Below are 16298 nucleotides of genomic sequence, written 5' to 3' on the forward strand. Positions count from 1 at the left end.
ACGAGCACTAGTCTCGCGGCCAGCACCCACGACCACACGCACAGCGGCCCCGCCGATCCGGAATCCGGATCCACGGGGCCGACGGTGCAGCGGGCGGAGCGCCGCCTACTTGCGCTGGCGGCGTTCGCGCACGCGCATGTTGATCACGATCGGGGTTCCCTCGAACCCGTACAGCTCGCGGAGGCGACGCTGCACGAACCGGCGGTAGCCGGGGTCGAGGAAGCCGGTCGTGAACAGCACGAAGGTCGGCGGACGGGTGCCCGCCTGCGTGCCGAACAGGATGCGCGGCTGCTTGCCCCCGCGCAGCGGGTGCGGGTGCTCCGCGACGAGCTCGGTGACGAACGCATTGAACTTGCCCGTCGGGATGCGCTGATCCCACGAGTCCAGCGCCTGCTCGAGCGCCGGCACGAGCTTGTCCAGACGACGGCCGGTCTTGGCGGAGATGTTCACACGCGGAGCCCATGCGACGTGCGCGAGGTCCTGCTCGATCTCGCGCTCGAGGTAGCGGCGCCGGTCCTGGTTCTCCATCTCGGGAGTGTCGAGCATGTCCCACTTGTTGAATGCGAGGACGAGGGCGCGACCCGACTCGAGCACGAGGTCGATGATGCGCACGTCCTGCTCGCTGATGGGCTGCGTGACGTCGAGGACGACGACGGCGACCTCCGCCTTCTCCAGCGCGGCCGAGGTGCGCAGCGACGCGTAGAAGTCCGCACCCTGCGCCATGTGCACGCGGCGGCGGATGCCGGCGGTGTCGACGAAGCGCCACAGCTTGTCGCCGAGCTCGACGATCTCGTCCACCGGGTCGCGGGTCGTGCCGGCGAGGTCGTTGACGACGACGCGCTCCTCCCCCGCGGCCTTGTTCAGCAGCGACGACTTGCCCACGTTCGGTCGACCGAGGATGGCCACGCGGCGCGGTCCGCCGATCTCGTGCTTGGCGACGGCCGAGACGTCGGGCGTCTTCTCGAGGACGGCGTCGAGCAGGTCGGCCACGCCGCGACCGTGGATGGCCGAGACCGGGTGGGGCTCGCCGAGGCCGAGGTTCCAGAGGGCGGCGGCCTCCGGCTCGTGCCGCGCGTCGTCGACCTTGTTGGCGACGAGAAAGACCGGCTTCGACGTCTTGCGCAGCATGCGCACGACGTGCTCGTCGGTCGAGGTGGCGCCCACCGTCGCGTCGACGACGAAGAGGATGACGTCGGCGAGCTCGATGGCGACCTCCGACTGCATCGCGACCGAGCGGTCGATGCCCTTCGCGTCGGGCTCCCAGCCGCCGGTGTCGACGACGGAGAACCGGCGACCCAGCCACTCGGCCTTGTACGTCACGCGGTCGCGGGTGACGCCGGGAGTGTCCTCCACGACGGCCTCGCGGCGCCCGAGGATGCGGTTCACGAGCGCGGACTTGCCCACGTTCGGGCGCCCCACGATCGCGATCACCGGCAGCGCGGGCAGGTACTCGATGCCGTCGCCGGCGTCCTGCAGACCCGCGAGGAGGGCGGCGTCCTCCTCGTCGAGCTCGTAGTCCTCGAGGCTCGCGCGCAGCGACTCCGCGCGGCGCTCGATGAGCTCCTCGTCGAGTTCTGCGAGCTTCTCGGCGAGCCGGTCCGGCTCGCCCTCGTACTCGTTCTCAGCGGCCATCCCGGCCTCCCGTCTTCTCGTCGATCACCGTGAGCACGGCGGCGACGCTCTGGTCGAAACTCAAGTCTGTCGTGTCGACGACGTCCACGCCGGGGGCGGCGTGCAGGAAGTCGACGACCTCGCTGTCGGATGCGTCGCGGCGGCGCATGGCCGCGGCGACCGCGGCGGTGTCGGAGTCGCCGAGCTCGGCGGATCGCCGCGCCGCGCGCACGTCGGGGTGCGCGGTGAGGAGGATGCGCACCGGCGCATCGGGCGCCACCACCGTGGTGATGTCGCGGCCCTCGACGACGACGCCCGGCAGTCCGGACTGCGCGACGAGCGAGCGGAACAGCGCGTTGATCTTCTCGCGCACCGGCAGCACCCGGGCGACTCCGCTGACCGCCGCCGAGGTCTCCGGCGTGCGGATGGCCTCGGTCACGTCGACGTTGCCCACACGGACCGTGCGCACATCGGGGTCGAGGGAGATCGTCGGCGCGAAGGTGCCGAAGGCCGCGAGGACCGCGTCGGCGTCGTCGGTCGAGGCCCCACCGGACTGCACGTGCCAGGCGAGCGCCCGGTACACCGAGCCGGTGTCGAGGTAGCCGAAGCCGAGCCGACGCGCGCTCTCCTTGGAGACGCTCGACTTTCCGGCGCCCGCGGGGCCGTCGATGCCGATGAAGAAGGGTTCAGTCACTGGTGCTCGCAATCCGCCACCCGCGGGACTCGAGACCCGCCACGGCGGCGTTCAGGATGGCCGGGTCGACCGCGATCTCCGCGAGGCCCAGCTGGGCACCCGGGGAGTGCTCGAGCCGGAAGTCCTCGACGTTCACGCTCAGCTCGCCGAGGTCGCCGAAGAGCCGGCCGAGCTGGCCGGCGACGTCGTCGACCATGACGACGAGCGACTCGAAGCGGTGCCGCTGCCCGTGCTTGCCGGGCAGCCGCTCGACGCCCACGTTGCCGCGGCGGATGGTCTCGGCGAGGGTTCGGCGCGCACCGGGCGCATCCGGGTGGCGCAGCGCGTCTGCCGCGCTGGCGAGGTCCACGGCGAGCGCGTCGAGCACCTCGACGACGGGGGTCGCGTTCGCGCCGAGGATCTGCACCCACAGCTCGGGAGCGGAGTGGGCGATGCGGGTGGTGTCGCGCACTCCCTGCCCCGCGAGCCCGAGCGAGAGGTCGGGCGCATCCGCGAAGCGGGCGGCGAGGAGCGACGCCACGACCTGCGGCACGTGCGAGACGAGCGCGACCGACCGGTCGTGCTCCTCGGGCGTCATCTCGATGGGCACCGCGCCGAGGTCGAGCGCGAGCGCCTCGATGAGGGCGAGGTCGGCCGCGGGCGTCTCGCCGTCGCGGCAGATGACCCAGGGGCGCCCGGCGAAGATGTCGGCGCGGGCGGAGATCGCTCCCCCGCGCTCGCGCCCGGCCATGGGGTGCGAGCCGATGTAGTGCGTGAGGTCGACGCCGCGGCCGCGCAGCGCGCGCAGGGGCTCGAGCTTCACCGATGCCACGTCGGTGACGACGGCACGCGGGAACGCGGCGAGCTCGGCCTCGACGACGTCGGCGACGACATCCGGCGGCACGCACACGACGACGATCGCGGGGTCGTCGGACTCCGACGCGGCGCGGCCGGCGCCGTAGTCCACCGCGAGGCGCAGCTGCGCGGGCGAGGTGTCGGCGAGCGCGACGTCGACGCCGTGCTGCGTGAGGGCGTGGCCGATGCTCGCGCCGAGCAGTCCCGAGCCCACGATGCGCACGGTGCCGTGCACGCGGGCGGCGCGACCGGGCACGGTCGGCGCGGCCGCGCTCGGCATGGCGCTGTCGGTCACGAGGTCTCCTGCTCCTCCGATGCCGGAGTCTCGACGCCGTCGGCGGGCGGAGCATCCGTCTCCTGGCGCGACAGAGTCAGCAGCGCGCCACGCTCCACCTTAGTCAGTTCCCGCGTGCGACCCACTGGGAGGGTTCCCAGGTGCAGCGGGCCGAACTGCCGGCGCACGAGCTCGACGACCGGATGGCCGACAGCCGCCATCATGCGGCGGACGATGCGGTTGCGCCCGGAGTGCAGGGTCAGCTCGACGAGGCTGGAGTCGCCCGACGAGTCGAGGATGCGCGCCTTGTCGGCCGCGATCGGGCCGTCCTCGAGCTCGATGCCGCGCGTGAGCGTGGCGACGGTCTGCGCGGAGACGCGCCCGTCGACCTTGGCGATGTACACCTTCGTGACGCCGAAGCGGGGGTGCGCGAGCACGTGGGCGAGCTCGCCGTCGTTGGTGAGGACGAGCAGACCGCTGGTGTCGGCGTCGAGGCGGCCGACGTTGTACAGCCGCTCCTCCCAGTCCTTCGTGAAGCGGCGGAGGTCATCGCGGCCGCGCTCGTCCTTCATCGTGCTGACGACGCCGGTGGGCTTGTTGAGCATGACGTAGCGCTTGGTCGTGTCCAGCTGCACCGCGGTGCCGTCGACGTCGACGAGGTCGTTCTCGGGGTCGATCCGCGAGCCGAGCTCGGTGACGACGGCGCCGTTCACCCGCACGCGCCCCTCGACGATCAGCTGCTCCGACACCCGTCGGGATGCCACGCCGGCGTTCGCGAGCACCTTCTGCAGGCGGATGCCCTCGTTCGTCTCAGCCATGTGTCCTCGTTCTCTCGTCCATGTCGTGTGCGCGGCTCACGCCAGCAGCTCCTCGAAGCCGTCCGCCCCGTCGTCGAGGAGCGGCGAGATCGGCGGCAGCTCCTCGAGGGAGGTGATGCCGAGCTTCTGCAGCAGCAGATCGGTCGTGCCGTAGGTGGTCGCCCCGGTCTCGGGGTCGGCGTACATCTCGCTGATGAGGCCGCGCGCCACGAGCGTGCGCACCACGGAGTCGACGTTGACCGCGCGGATGGCCGCCACCTGCGAGCGCGTGACCGGCTGCTTGTAGGCGATGACGGCGAGCGTCTCGAGCGCCGCCTGCGAGAGGCGGACGGGAACCTGCCCCCCGACGAAGTCGGCGACGAGGTCGTCGAACTCCGCGCGGACGTACATCCGCCATCCGCCGCCCACCTCGCGCAGCTCGAAGCCGCGCCGCGGACCGTCGCCATCGCCGTCGTAGTCGGCGACGAGCTCCGCGAGCGCGGCGCGCACCTCGGCCGCGGGCGCGCCCACGGCCGAGGCGAGGCTCACGACGCCGAGCGGCTGATCGGCGACGATGAGGATGGCCTCGAGCCGCTGCGCGACGGAGCTCGCGTGCTCATCGGTCATAGTCAGCCCCCAGCGCCGCGAGCATGTCGTCGGACCACTCCTCGGCCGTCCAGCGGACGGTGAGCTCGCCGAGCGGCTCCGGCTGGTCGAAAGCGACCGCGGCGTGCCGGTACAGCTCGAGGATGGCGAGGAAGCGTGCGACGACGACGCCCACCCGGTCGACGTCGGCGACGAGCTCGCCGAAGGTCATCGCCGCACGGGAGCGCAGCCGGGACACGACGATCGCCGCCTGCTCCCGGATGGACACCGCCGGCGCGTGGAGATGGTCGAGGCCCACGCGAGGCAGGGTCTTCGGCGCGAACGCGGCCATGGCGAGCGCGGCGAACTCGTCCTTGGACAGCGTCCAGACGAGCTCGGGCGTCTTGGCCCGGTGCTTCTCCTCGAGGGGCACCGCGCGCGCGTGCCGGGTGTCCTCCGCGGTGAGGCGGGCGCGGAACCACTCCGCTGCCTCCTTGAACGCGCGGTACTGCAGCAGGCGCGCGAAGAGGAGGTCGCGCGCTTCGAGCAGGGCGACCGACTCCGCGTCGACGAGCTCGCCCTGCGGCAGGAGGCCGGCGACCTTCATGTCCAGCAGGGTCGCGGCCACCACGAGGAACTCGCTGGCCTGGTCGAGGTCCTCGTCGGGGCCCAGCTCGCGCAGGTATCCGATGAACTCGTCGGTGACCTTGCTGAGCGCGATCTCGGTGATGTCGAGCTCGCGCTGCGAGATGAGGGTCAGCAGCAGATCGAAGGGGCCGTCGAAGTTCGACAGCGAGACCCGGAAGCCGGTCTCGCCCTCTGTCTCCGCGCGCGGGGCGAGCGGAGCGGTGTCGTGCGCCGCGTCAGGCGACGGCGCCACGGGCCACCAGCTCCCGCGCTAGCCTCAGGTAGGCCTGCGCAGCCGGGTGCTCGGGAGCGAACTCGGTGATCGGCACGCCCGACACCGACGCGTCGGGGAACTTCACCGTGCGTCCGATGACGGTCTCGAGCACACGGTCGCCGAACGCCTCGACGATGCGGTCGAGCACCTCGCGCGAGTGCAGCGTGCGGGAGTCGTACATCGTCGCGAGGAGGCCGTCGAGCTCGATCGCCGGGTTCAGGCGGTCGCGCACCTTGTCGATGGTCTCGATGAGGAGCGCCACGCCGCGCAGCGCGAAGAACTCGCACTCGAGCGGGATGAGCACGCCGTGCGCGGCGGTGAGCGCGTTCACGGTGAGGATGCCGAGCGAGGGCTGGCAGTCGATGAGGATGACGTCGTACTCGTTGGCGATGCCGCGCAGCACGCGGGCGAGGATCATCTCGCGCGCGACCTCGTTGACGAGGTGGACCTCCGCCGCCGACAGGTCGATGTTGGCGGGGATGATGTCGAGGTTCTCGACCGCTGTGTGCACGATCGCCTCGTGCGCGTCGCGCTTGGGCTCGAGCAGCAGGTCGTAGATGGTCGTCACGTCGTGCGTCTGCACGCCCAGGCCGGCCGACAGCGCGCCCTGCGGGTCGAAGTCGACCGCGAGCACCTTGCGCCCGTAGTCGGCGAGCGACGCGGCGAGGTTGATGGTGGTCGTCGTCTTGCCGACGCCGCCCTTCTGATTGCACAGCGCGATGATCCGAGCCGGGCCGTGGCTCTCGAGCTTCGGCGGGGTCGGGAAGCCCTGGTAGGGACGACCGGTCGGTCCGATCGGTCTCTCGTCCTGCTGGGCCTTGCGCGCCACCGAATCCCCTGCTTCCGCCGTCGTGGATGGTCCTGTTGCAACCACGTCGAGTCTAAACGCCCTCCCTGCACTGCCGGTGAGCACCCGCCGCGTGCCGAGAACCGCCTCGGCCATCGCCGGGCCATCCGCTGCCGCCGGAGCGGCGGCCGCGCTACGCGCCGCGGAGCGCGTTCACCGGCTCCACTCGCGCGGCGCGACGGGCGGGGTACCAGCCCGACAGCCATCCGACGATCGCGCCGAGGAGGACGCCCCCGCACGCCACGAGCGGATCCACCACCGCCGTCCAGTGCTGCAGCGCCGCGACGACGACGACCGCGAGCACGCCGAGCGCGGCCCCGATGAGCCCGCCGAGCAGCCCGATCACGATCGACTCCGCCGTGAACTGCGCGGCGATCTGCCGCCGCGTCGCGCCGAGCGCGCGCCGCAGGCCGATCTCGCCCACCCGCTCCATCACCGACAGCAGCGTCACGTTCGCGATGCCGAGGCCGCCGGCGAGGAGCGAGACCGCGCCGACGATGACGAACACGATGTTCACGTCGGACTGCACGGCGTCCTGGAGGTCGGAGCGAGCGGATGGCGCGCGCACCTCGAGCGTGTCGGTCGCGTCGGGCGCGAGCGCGAGCGGCGCCTGATCGGCGATCTGCGGCCCCGCGCCCACCGCGATCCGCACGACGGCCTCGGCCGGGGCGGCCAGGGCGAAGTCCGCGCGTGCCGCGCCGTCGGGGATGATCACCGCGTCGCGCAGCTCGCCGCGCGTCTGGGTCTCCCCCAGGATCCCGATCACGGCGTAGGCGATCCCGTCGACGAAGATCGACGGCTGCCGGTCGACGCGCGTGACGCGGAGGCGCTCGGCGGCGCGGGAACCGAGCACGGCGACGCGGTCTCCGCGGGCGTCGTGGCCCCCGTCGAACATGCGCCCGGTGGTCAGCTCGCCGTCGACGACGTCGAGCAGCCCCGCCGATGCCGCCATGAGCGGCGGCGGCGCGACGGCGGGCGCCGACGGGTCGTTGAGCGGCACGGCCGTGATCGCCGCCTCGCCGATGGACACCTCGGACAGGAGCGCCGCGGCCTCCGCCCCCGCCAGGCGCTCCAGGCGCTCCGGTGAATCCCACGGCAGCGTGCCGAGCGCGCCGGTGCGCCCCTCCGGGCCGCTCGACGCCTCCGCCGGCGCGATGGAGACCTGCGTCGCGGCGGCCGCATCGAACTGGCTGGCGATCTGCGCCGACGCGGTCTGCGCGAATCCCCATGTCGCCACGAGCGACCCGATGCCGAGCACCGTGCCGAGGATGGTCATGATGAGGCGCCCGGGTCGGGAGCCGATGTCGGTCGTCGCCTCGACGAGGAGGTCGCTCGTCGTGAACCGGTCCGCGCGGGCGACCGGACGCATCAGCTCGGTCGCGCTCATGACGTCGGCGGCGGCGTCTCGCCGCCGGCGTGGCCAGCGGAAGCGGCGGCGCGGAACGGCTTCGACGGGCGCCTCCCGCTCGATCGTGTCGGCGCTCATGACGCCTCGCTCAGCCGGCCGTCGGCGATTCGGACGGTGCGCGGCGCGCGCTCGGCGACGCTCTGATCGTGCGTGATCACGACGAGGGTGAGCCCGTCGGCGTTGAGCTCCTCGAAGAGCTCCATGACCTCGCCGGATGTCCGCTGATCGAGGCTCCCGGTCGGCTCGTCCGCGAGGAGGAGCCGGGGGTCGCTGACGACCGCGCGGGCGACCGCCACGCGCTGCCGCTCGCCGCCGGAGAGCGTCCCGGGGAAGAACGACTTGCGGTGGCCGAGGCCCACCCGCTCGAGCGCGCGCTCGGCGCGTCCCTCCCGCTCCGCACGCGGCACGCCGCTGTAGAGCATGGGCATGAGCACGTTGTCGAGCACGGTCCGCCGCGGCATGAGGTGGAAGGCCTGGAACACGAATCCGATGAACTGCGCGCGGACGGCCGCGCGCTCGTCCTCCGACAGCGCGCCCGTGAGCGCACCCGCCAGCCGGTACTCGCCCACGGTCGGGCGGTCGAGGAGTCCGAGGATGTTCAGCATCGTCGACTTCCCCGATCCGCTCGGTCCGACGATCGACGCGTACTCGCCCTGATCGAGCGTCAGCGTCGCCGCCTTGAGCGCCTGCACCTCGGGCGGCCCGGGGAAGGAGCGGGTGATGTCGCGCAGCTCGACGATCGGGGCCGTCACGAGCCGACCACCACGAGGTCGCCCTCGGCGAGGTCGCCCTCCGTGGCGGTCACCTCGACGTACCCGCCGGCGGCGAGGCCCGTCTCCACGGTGACCATCCGCGTCTCCGCACTCTCGCCATCCCGCGGGTCGCCGGTGACGATCTCCAGCCGCGACTCGCCGCCCGGCCCGGCGGTGAGCGCGGCGTACGGCACCGACAGCACCTCGCCGTCGGTCGCGCCGACGGGCACCTCGATGCGCACGTTCGTCCCCAGCACCTGCTCCATCTGCTCGGGCGAGAGCGGGTCGGGCTCGAACGAGATGACGGTGCGGCCGCCGTCCTCGGCCGGCTCGATCGCGACGATCACGGCGCGATGGGCGGCGCCGTCGGGCAGCTCGAACGACGCCTCCGCGCCGACCTCCAGCAGCTCCACGTCGGCGGCTGCCGCCGTGCCGGTGAGCTCGACGGCCGCACCCGACACCGTCATCGCGGCCCCCTCAAGAGCCGTGCCGCGCTCGACGTCGACCGCGTCGACGCGACGGGGCAGGTCCTCGAGGTAGAGCACCTCGCTCGCCGGCAGGTAGGGAAGAGCGGCCTGACGCGCCTCGGCGAGCGAGGCGTTGGCGGTCTCCACTCCCGCGATGGCGCCGTCGACGGCCGCCTGCTCCGCGCTCGTGTCGCGCGGAGCGTCCAGCGCCTGACGCTGCAGCTGCGCGAGGGCGAGCTGGTCGCGCAGGTCGCTCGAGTCCTCCCCCGCCGCGTCGGCGGCGGCCACCTGCCGGTCGAGGCTCGCGATCTGGTTGTCGGCCTCGCGGACCTCGATGGCGGAGGGTCCCTGACCCGCCACTGCGAGGGCCGCCCGCGCGTCGGCGAGCGACTGCTCGGCCATCCGGACGCTGTCCTCGGCGGCGATCACGGTCTCCGCGACGCCCTCTTCCGCATCGGGCGCCGGGTACCCCACCTGGTTGTAGAGCTCGCCCACGGCGAGCGCAGTCGCCTCGTCGAACACGTCGGAGGCGGCGTCGCCTACGCCGATGCCGGCGGCCGCGAGCGTCTCCTTGAGCTGCAGGACGTCGGGACCGGAGACGCCGATCCGCAGGGTGCGGTAGGCCGGCAGCGCGCCGGGCAGCACGATCACGGGGCGTCCGGCTACCTCGAGCGCGACCGAGAGGCGGTCGAGCTCGGCGCCGGTCTCCGGCACCTGACCGGTGACGACAGCCGGGCCCGTGAACGTCGAGGTGTCGATCTTCAGTTCGACCGCGTCGGTGTAGCCCACGTCGCCGCGCAGCGTGACGTCGTTGCTCAGCTCGCCGAACTCGACCGGCACCGTCACGAGGCCCGGATCCGGGGCGCCGGCGCCGGCAGCGGCGTCGATCGGCGAGATGACGAAGCGACCGAGGACCAGGCCGCCCGCGAGCGCGACGACGGCGACCGCCGCGGTGATCCACAGTCCGCGGTTTCCGCGGAAGACCCGTCCCCATCCACCGGTGCGAGCGGCTCCCGTCTCCGTCGCCGTCGTCTCCACGAGGGCGTCGAACCCGGCCTCGGCGACCGGCGTCTGATCGATTGGGACGAGGACCTCCGTCACCGGCTCCGACGCGTCCTGCTGCGCGCGCTCCTCAGCGCTGCGATTCCGTCCGCGCACCGCTCAGCTCATCTGCTCGGCCGCGGCCCGGTAGGCCTCGAGGTCGGCTTCGTTGTCGGCGATGAACTGCTCCTCGAGCGCGAACTGCACGCGCATGGTCTCGTCGCGGTAGTCGGTCTCCTCGCGGCACTCGAGGTCCGCGAGCGCGACCTCGATCTCCTGCTCGGCGAGCTCCTTCCACTCCGGCTTCGTCGACGGGTCGTTCTGCGCGTCCAGCGCGGCGATCTCCTCCTCCGTCACCGTCTCCCAGTCGATCTCCTCGTACGCGGCATTCTGCTCATCCCAGAAGGCGCTCTGCTTCTCGCCGAGCTCGGTCGACGGATCGGCCTGAGTCGAGTAGGAGGGGAAGCCGGCCTCAGCCATGCACGCAGACCACGCGGCGTCGAGCTCGACGAGCTCGGGCGCCTCCTGCACCTTCAGGTACAGCTCGTCCATCTTGGTGAGCAGGGGCTCGAACTGCGTGTTGAGCTCCTCCCACGTGTCCATGCCGCTGACCTCGTCGGAGGCCTCGCCGCTGCACCCGAGATCGGCGGTCTCATAGAAGGCGTCCCAGTCGAACTCGGGATCGTTCATCTCGTCCTCCGACGGCTGCGCGCCGTAGAGGGTCTCGCTGTACGCGCTCTGCTCCGACTCCGACAGAGACTCGACGTACTCCTGATTCGGGTCGACGTACTCCTCCGACTCGGGCTGAGGGTCGTTTCCGTAAGGGTCGTTGAAGATGCCGTAGCCGTACTGCTCGACCCACTCCCGCGACTCCGGGTCCCAGACGTCGTCGTCCTCCGAGAAGATGGTCGTGCCGTTCTGCACGTTGGGGATGTACTCGAACCCCTCCGCCTGCATGCACTCCGCCGTGAGCTCCTCGATCTTCCGGGTCTCCTCATCGGCCTTGGCCTGCTGCTCCTCGACCGAGAGGCCCGTGCCGTAGGCGGCCGCCATGTACTCGCTGAGGGGCGAGTCCTCCCAGCTGAGCTCCTGTTCACCGCCCTGCTGACCGGAGCACGCGGTCAGGGTCACCGCGAGGACGGCCGCGGAGGCGGCGAGGGCGAGGGGACGGGTGATGCGCATCGTGATCCTTGGGGGGGGGGGGAGGCGCGCCTGGTGCGCGCTGCTGTTCTGCCATCGTGGCAAGTGCGCCGTCGCTCCGGCATCCGTCTGAAGGATGATGTCGCGGGAGGCGCTCTCATCCGGAAGCATCCGACATCCACCGTCCGCTGCGCCACTCGACAGAGCCGACGTCATCGAAACGTGATATCCCAGTCAGCGAGCGCGAGGATGACTCGTCGCGTACACGTCGCGCAGAGCGTCGACGGTGACGTGGGTGTAGATCTGCGTGGTGGCCACCGAGGAGTGCCCCAGCAGCTCCTGCACGACGCGCACATCGGCGCCGCCCTGCAGCAGGTGCGTCGCGAACGAGTGCCGCAGCGTGTGCGGCGAGACGTGGGCGGACAGCTGCGCGCGCTCCGCCGCCGACTGGATGACGAGCCACGCGCTCTGCCGCGACAGCGGGGCGCCGCGCGCGCCGAGGAACAGCCTCGCCGTCGCCCGGCCCTTCGCGGCGAGCTCCGGACGCACGCGCGTGACGTAGGCCGCCACCGCCGCCTGCGCGAACGAGCCGACCGGCACGATGCGCTCCTTGTCGCCCTTGCCGCGCAGGCGCAGCACGTCGCCCGCGGCGAGGTCGTCGACGTCGAGCGAGATCGCCTCCGACACGCGAGCGCCCGTCGCATAGAGCAGCTCCAGGAGTGCGCGGTCGCGAAGACCCAGCGGCTCATCCGGCGACGGAGCGGCCAGCAGACGCTCGACCTCGTCGATCGAGAGGGCCTTCGGCAGCCGCTGCGGCTGGCGAGGGGGGCGCAGCCGCTGCGCGGGATCGTCCGGTGCGAGCCCCTCGCGCACGAGGAAGCGATGGAGACCGCGGACCGACGACTGCAGCCGCGCCAGCGACGACGCCGCTGGCTTCGGCTCCTCGGACGCGCGCGCGGCGGCGAACTCCGTCACGACCGCCGGGGTGACGGCGTCGACGTCGTTCACGCCCGCGTCCTGCAGCCATCCCGCATACCCCGCGAGATCGCGCCGGTAGGCATCGATCGTGTGGTCAGACAGCCCGCGCTCGATGGTGAGATGGCGCAGGTACGCGTCGACCGCGCGATCGAGACGCACGGGCGCTAAGCGCCGCGGAGCCGCGCCGCGGTGAGGAGGACGCCGAGCGCCGTCGTCGCGTTGCGGAACCGGCCCTCGACGACGGCGCGGATGGCCTCGTCCAGCGGCACCCACTCCACGCGCATGTCGGCCTCCTCGCCCTCGCGATCGAAGGAGGTGCCCGTGGCGCGGAGGTCGCGGGCGAGGAAGAGGTGGATGAGCTCCGACGTGCCGCCCGGCGACAGGTGCACGGCCGTCAGCTCCTGCCAGTCCCCCGCCTCGAGGTCGGCTTCCTCCGCCAGCTCGCGCCGCGCCGCCGCCAGCGGGCTCTCCCCCTCGACGTCGAGCAGCCCGGCCGGCAGCTCCCAGTCGCGCTCGCCGATCGGATGGCGGTACTGCTGGATGAGCAGGACCCGCTCGTCGGCATCGAGGGCGACGATCGCCGCCGCCCCGGGGTGGGCGAGGTACTGCCGCGTCAGCTCGCCGTCGCCGTACGCGAAGCGGTCCGCGACGATGTCCCACACGATGCCGTGGAACGCCACCTCGCTCGAGAGGATGCCGACCTCGTGCGGCTCGTCGCGGAGCTCCTCCGTCATCAGGCGTTCTCGACGTCGAACAGCTCGCCCGCGTGGCTGCGCTCGACGGCGGCGGCGACGAGCCCGCGGAAGAGCGGGTGCGGGTCGGTCGGGCGCGAGCGCAGCTCGGGGTGAGCCTGCGTGGCGATGTAGTACGGGTGCACGTCGCGCGGCAGCTCGACGAACTCGACGAGGTCGAGGTCGGGGTTCAGTCCGGAGAAGACGAGACCCGCCTCGGCGATCTGAGCGCGGTAGGCGTTGTTCACCTCGTAGCGGTGACGGTGGCGCTCCTGCACCTCGGTCGCGCCGTAGAGGTCCGCGGCGAGCGACCCCTCCGCGAGGCGGGCGGGGTACAGGCCCAGGCGCATGGTGCCGCCGAGGTCGCCGCGATCGATGATGTCGACCTGCTCCGCCATCGTCGCGATGACGGGGGCGGTCGACTCGGGGTCGAACTCGGTCGACGAGGCGTCGGCGATGCCGGCCATGTCGCGGGCGTATTCGATGACCATGCACTGCAGACCGAGGCAGAGGCCCAGGGTCGGGATGCCCTGCTCGCGGGCGAACTTCAGCGCGCCGAGCTTGCCCTCGATGCCGCGGATGCCGAAGCCGCCGGGCACGCAGATGCCGTCGAGCGAGGAGAGCTGCTCACGGGCGCCCTCGGGCGTCTCGCAGGTGTCGGAGGGGATCCAGCGGATGTTGACCTTGGTCTCCTGCGCGAAGCCGCCGGCCTTGATCGCCTCGGTGACGGAGAGGTACGCGTCGGGAAGGTCGATGTACTTGCCGACGAGGCCGATGGTCACCTCGTGCTTGGGGTTGTGCACGGCGTGGAGCACCCTCCCCCAGCGAGTCCAGTCGACGTCGCCGGCCTTCTCCGCGAGGCCCAGGCGGCGCGCGATGTACGCGTCGAGCCCCTGCTCGTTGAGCGTGGAGGGGATGTCGTAGATGCTCGGCAGGTCGACGGTGTTGACGACGCCCTCGATGTCGACATCGCACATGAGCGCGATCTTGTTGCGGTTGCCCTCGCTCACGGGGCGGTCGCTGCGGAGGACGAGCGCGTCGGGCTGGATGCCGACCTGACGGAGCGCGGCGACGGAGTGCTGCGTCGGCTTCGTCTTCTGCTCGCCGGAGGCGCCCATGAACGGCACGAGCGACACGTGCACGAAGAAGACGTTGTCGCGGCCGAGCTCGTGACGCAGCTGGCGGGCGGCCTCGAGGAAGGGCTGCGACTCGATGTCGCCGACCGTGCCGCCGACCTCGGTGATGATGACGTCGGGGCGGGGCTCGTCCTCGGCCTGCAGGCGCATGCGCCGCTTGATCTCGTCGGTGATGTGCGGGATGACCTGCACGGTGTCGCCGAGGTACTCGCCGCGACGCTCGCGCGCGATGACCTGGGAGTAGATCTGGCCGGTGGTGACGTTCGCCGCCTCGGACAGGTTGATGTCGAGGAACCGCTCGTAGTGCCCGATGTCGAGGTCGGTCTCGGCGCCGTCGTCGGTCACGAAGACCTCGCCGTGCTGGAAGGGGTTCATCGTCCCCGGGTCCACGTTGAGATAGGGGTCGAGCTTCTGCATCACGACGTGCAGGCCGCGTGCGGTCAGGAGGTTTCCGAGACTCGCGGCGGTGAGCCCCTTGCCGAGCGAGGAGACGACACCGCCCGTCACGAAGATCTGCTTGGTGGTGTCGTCGCGCCGTGCCTCAGAAGTCTGCATCACGGGCTTCGATCCTAACAGTGCGAGGTCGGCAGGGGCTGTGCTGCTCGCAGACTGCTCACAGCGGCGGATGCCTGTGCGGCTCCGGGGCCATCGTGTCACGTCGCGGGATGTCTGGGGCGACTTCTCAGCAGGTCGTGACGTCTCCACCGGCCGTTGGGCGTGCGCGTGTGGCATCCTTTCCTCGGTCCTGCTCACGGGGGGTGGGCGATGCGGCAAGGATCTCGCGAGGACACGCTCCTCGCGAGACCGGAAGAAGGACGAACATGCGCTCCATGCGGCGTGCCCTGCGGACCCTGACGATGCTCATCACGGGCATCGCGCTCCTGACCGGGACACTCGCCGGCGGCTCGCCTGCCATGGCGGGCTCGGGCGGAGCGTCCCTGACCCTCTCACCCGCGTCCGGCCCGGTCGGCTCGGCCGTCACCGTGACCGGCACGGGCATGGCCAAGAAGACCGCGGGGACCCTCACCGCCGGGAGCGAGCGCGTCGCGTTCACCACCAGCGCCTCGGGCTACTTCGCCTCGAGCATCGTGATCCCCTCGACCAGCAGCGCCACCGTCGACATCGTTGCGACGGCCGGAGCCAGCCGGGCGTCGGCTTCATTCACGGTGACGTACAGCCCCGCCTCGACCTCGACGCCAGACACGTCGACGTCGAGCCCGGCCCCGACGGCACCGGCGACCAGCTCGGCGCGGCTCCGGTTCGGTGTCGCGACTCCGGGCGGCGCCCAGGCGAACGCCGAGCTCGACGCCGTCGCGTCGCTGGCGGGCGAGAGCCCCTCGATCGTGCTGTCGTACGACGACTTCGGGCAGCCCGCTCCGATCGCCGACCTCGACAGCGTCGCTGCTCGAGGAGCGACGAGCCTCATCACGTGGGAGCCGTGGCGATGGGGAGACGGCGTCTCCCAGCCGGCGTACTCCAACGCCCGGATCGCGGCGGGCGAGTACGACGCGTACCTGCGCCAGTGGGGCGCCGCCCTGGCCGGCTGGGGCAAGCCCGTGTACCTGCGCTATGCGCACGAGATGAATGGCGACTGGTACCCCTGGTCCGACGGCGCGAACGGCAACGCTCCCGGCTCGTACGTCGCCGCCTGGCAGCACGTGCACGATGTCGTCGAGAGCCAGGGGGCGACGAACGTGCAGTGGGTGTGGAGCCCGAACATCCCCTACGCCGGCTCCACCCCGCTCTCGAGCCTGTACCCGGGAGCGTCGTACGTGGACGTCGTGGCGCTCGACGCCTATAACTGGGGAACCGCCGTGGCGTGGAGCACCTGGACCGCCCCCTCGGCCCTGTTCGGCGACGGTCTCGCCCAGGTGCGCGCGCTCGCCCCGGGCAAGCCCGTCCTCATCGCCGAGACCGGGTCCGCCGAAGCGGGCGGCTCGAAGGCCGACTGGAACAGGGCGCTCGTGTCCTATCTGAACGACCAGAGCGACGTCGTCGGCTTCGTCTGGTTCCACCAGAACAAGGAGGTCGACTGGCGCATCGACAGCTCCGCGACCTCCGCCGCCGCCCTCGCGGGCGCGCTCGCGCAGCGACGGGGCTGA

At 71.9% G+C, this 16298-nt stretch carries 15 protein-coding genes; 1 reads left to right on the plus strand and 14 read right to left on the minus strand.

The annotated features are described in order from the left end of the window. Positions 1 to 105: 105 nt before the first annotated feature. The 14 genes from der to pyrG all read right to left on the minus strand — a co-directional run bounded on the left by der (position 106) and on the right by pyrG (position 14751). Positions 106 to 1632, minus strand: coding sequence for a ribosome biogenesis GTPase Der (der, locus tag D7D94_RS05935; RefSeq protein WP_156241747.1), 1527 nt, complete (start codon positions 1630 to 1632; stop codon positions 106 to 108). Then, positions 1622 to 2305 (minus strand): (d)CMP kinase, encoded by a 684-nt coding sequence (gene cmk / locus D7D94_RS05940; protein WP_156241748.1) that lies wholly within the window; start codon positions 2303 to 2305, stop codon positions 1622 to 1624. Before cmk ends, der begins: the two co-directional genes overlap by 11 nt. Continuing rightward, positions 2298 to 3419 carry a prephenate dehydrogenase gene (locus D7D94_RS05945; protein ID WP_156243344.1) on the minus strand — a complete coding sequence of 374 codons (1122 nt, stop codon included), beginning with the start codon at positions 3417 to 3419 and terminating at the stop codon, positions 2298 to 2300. Before D7D94_RS05945 ends, cmk begins: the two co-directional genes overlap by 8 nt. Before the next feature lie 11 nt (positions 3420 to 3430). Further along, positions 3431 to 4231 (minus strand): pseudouridine synthase, encoded by an 801-nt coding sequence (locus D7D94_RS05950; RefSeq protein ID WP_156241749.1) that lies wholly within the window; start codon positions 4229 to 4231, stop codon positions 3431 to 3433. A 36-nt stretch (positions 4232 to 4267) separates the two neighbouring features. Beyond that, the gene (gene scpB / locus D7D94_RS05955; RefSeq protein ID WP_156241750.1) at positions 4268 to 4837 is read right to left on the minus strand and encodes an SMC-Scp complex subunit ScpB; all 570 of its coding nucleotides are present in this window, start codon (positions 4835 to 4837) and stop codon (positions 4268 to 4270) included. Beyond that, entirely contained in the window at positions 4827 to 5675 is an 849-nt protein-coding gene (locus tag D7D94_RS05960) for a segregation and condensation protein A (protein ID WP_156241751.1), read from the minus strand. Before D7D94_RS05960 ends, scpB begins: the two co-directional genes overlap by 11 nt. Beyond that, positions 5659 to 6525, minus strand: a complete 867-nt coding sequence (locus D7D94_RS05965; protein ID WP_246171889.1) for a ParA family protein — start codon at positions 6523 to 6525, stop codon at positions 5659 to 5661. Before D7D94_RS05965 ends, D7D94_RS05960 begins: the two co-directional genes overlap by 17 nt. 151 nt (positions 6526 to 6676) lie before the next feature. Next, positions 6677 to 8029 carry an ABC transporter permease gene (locus D7D94_RS05970; protein ID WP_343032148.1) on the minus strand — a complete coding sequence of 451 codons (1353 nt, stop codon included), beginning with the start codon at positions 8027 to 8029 and terminating at the stop codon, positions 6677 to 6679. Continuing rightward, a complete protein-coding gene (locus D7D94_RS05975; protein WP_156241753.1) occupies positions 8026 to 8703 on the minus strand; it encodes an ABC transporter ATP-binding protein in 678 nt (225 codons plus the stop codon). Before D7D94_RS05975 ends, D7D94_RS05970 begins: the two co-directional genes overlap by 4 nt. After that, positions 8700 to 10328: an efflux RND transporter periplasmic adaptor subunit gene (locus D7D94_RS05980; RefSeq protein WP_246171890.1), complete on the minus strand. Its 1629-nt coding sequence runs from the start codon at positions 10326 to 10328 to the stop codon at positions 8700 to 8702. The genes D7D94_RS05975 and D7D94_RS05980 overlap by 4 nt, the downstream gene beginning before the upstream one ends. 3 nt (positions 10329 to 10331) lie before the next feature. Then, positions 10332 to 11393 carry a hypothetical protein gene (locus D7D94_RS05985; RefSeq protein ID WP_156241754.1) on the minus strand — a complete coding sequence of 354 codons (1062 nt, stop codon included), beginning with the start codon at positions 11391 to 11393 and terminating at the stop codon, positions 10332 to 10334. 192 nt (positions 11394 to 11585) lie between these two features. Further along, complete coding sequence (gene xerD / locus D7D94_RS05990) at positions 11586 to 12488, minus strand: site-specific tyrosine recombinase XerD (protein WP_156241755.1); 903 nt, start codon at positions 12486 to 12488, stop codon at positions 11586 to 11588. 5 nt (positions 12489 to 12493) lie between these two features. Continuing rightward, on the minus strand, positions 12494 to 13063 hold the full coding sequence (locus D7D94_RS05995) for an NUDIX domain-containing protein (RefSeq protein ID WP_156241756.1): 570 nt from the start codon (positions 13061 to 13063) through the stop codon (positions 12494 to 12496). Continuing rightward, positions 13063 to 14751, minus strand: a complete 1689-nt coding sequence (pyrG, locus tag D7D94_RS06000; protein WP_156243347.1) for a CTP synthase — start codon at positions 14749 to 14751, stop codon at positions 13063 to 13065. The genes D7D94_RS05995 and pyrG overlap by 1 nt, the downstream gene beginning before the upstream one ends. Before the next feature lie 266 nt (positions 14752 to 15017). Here pyrG and D7D94_RS06005 point away from each other — a divergent pair, with 266 nt between their 5' ends. Then, positions 15018 to 16298 carry a glycoside hydrolase family 26 protein gene (locus tag D7D94_RS06005; RefSeq protein ID WP_343032149.1) on the plus strand — a complete coding sequence of 427 codons (1281 nt, stop codon included), beginning with the start codon at positions 15018 to 15020 and terminating at the stop codon, positions 16296 to 16298.

Source organism: Microbacterium oryzae, from assembly GCF_009735645.1.
In the GTDB taxonomy this organism is placed as follows: Bacteria; Actinomycetota; Actinomycetes; order Actinomycetales; family Microbacteriaceae; genus Microbacterium; species Microbacterium oryzae.

Bases quoted from the DNA above. Each gene is read 5' to 3' on its own strand.
- der (WP_156241747.1), bottom strand. From the start codon at position 1,632: ATGGCCGCTGAGAACGAGTACGAGGGCGAGCCGGACCGGCTCGCCGAG.
- D7D94_RS05945 (WP_156243344.1), bottom strand. From the start codon at position 3,419: ATGCCGAGCGCGGCCGCGCCGACCGTGCCCGGTCGCGCCGCCCGCGTG.
- D7D94_RS05950 (WP_156241749.1), bottom strand. From the start codon at position 4,231: ATGGCTGAGACGAACGAGGGCATCCGCCTGCAGAAGGTGCTCGCGAAC.
- scpB (WP_156241750.1), bottom strand. From the start codon at position 4,837: ATGACCGATGAGCACGCGAGCTCCGTCGCGCAGCGGCTCGAGGCCATC.
- D7D94_RS05970 (WP_343032148.1), bottom strand. From the start codon at position 8,029: ATGAGCGCCGACACGATCGAGCGGGAGGCGCCCGTCGAAGCCGTTCCG.
- D7D94_RS05985 (WP_156241754.1), bottom strand. From the start codon at position 11,393: ATGCGCATCACCCGTCCCCTCGCCCTCGCCGCCTCCGCGGCCGTCCTC.
- D7D94_RS05995 (WP_156241756.1), bottom strand. From the start codon at position 13,063: ATGACGGAGGAGCTCCGCGACGAGCCGCACGAGGTCGGCATCCTCTCG.
- pyrG (WP_156243347.1), bottom strand. From the start codon at position 14,751: ATGCAGACTTCTGAGGCACGGCGCGACGACACCACCAAGCAGATCTTC.
- D7D94_RS06005 (WP_343032149.1), top strand. From the start codon at position 15,018: ATGCGCTCCATGCGGCGTGCCCTGCGGACCCTGACGATGCTCATCACG.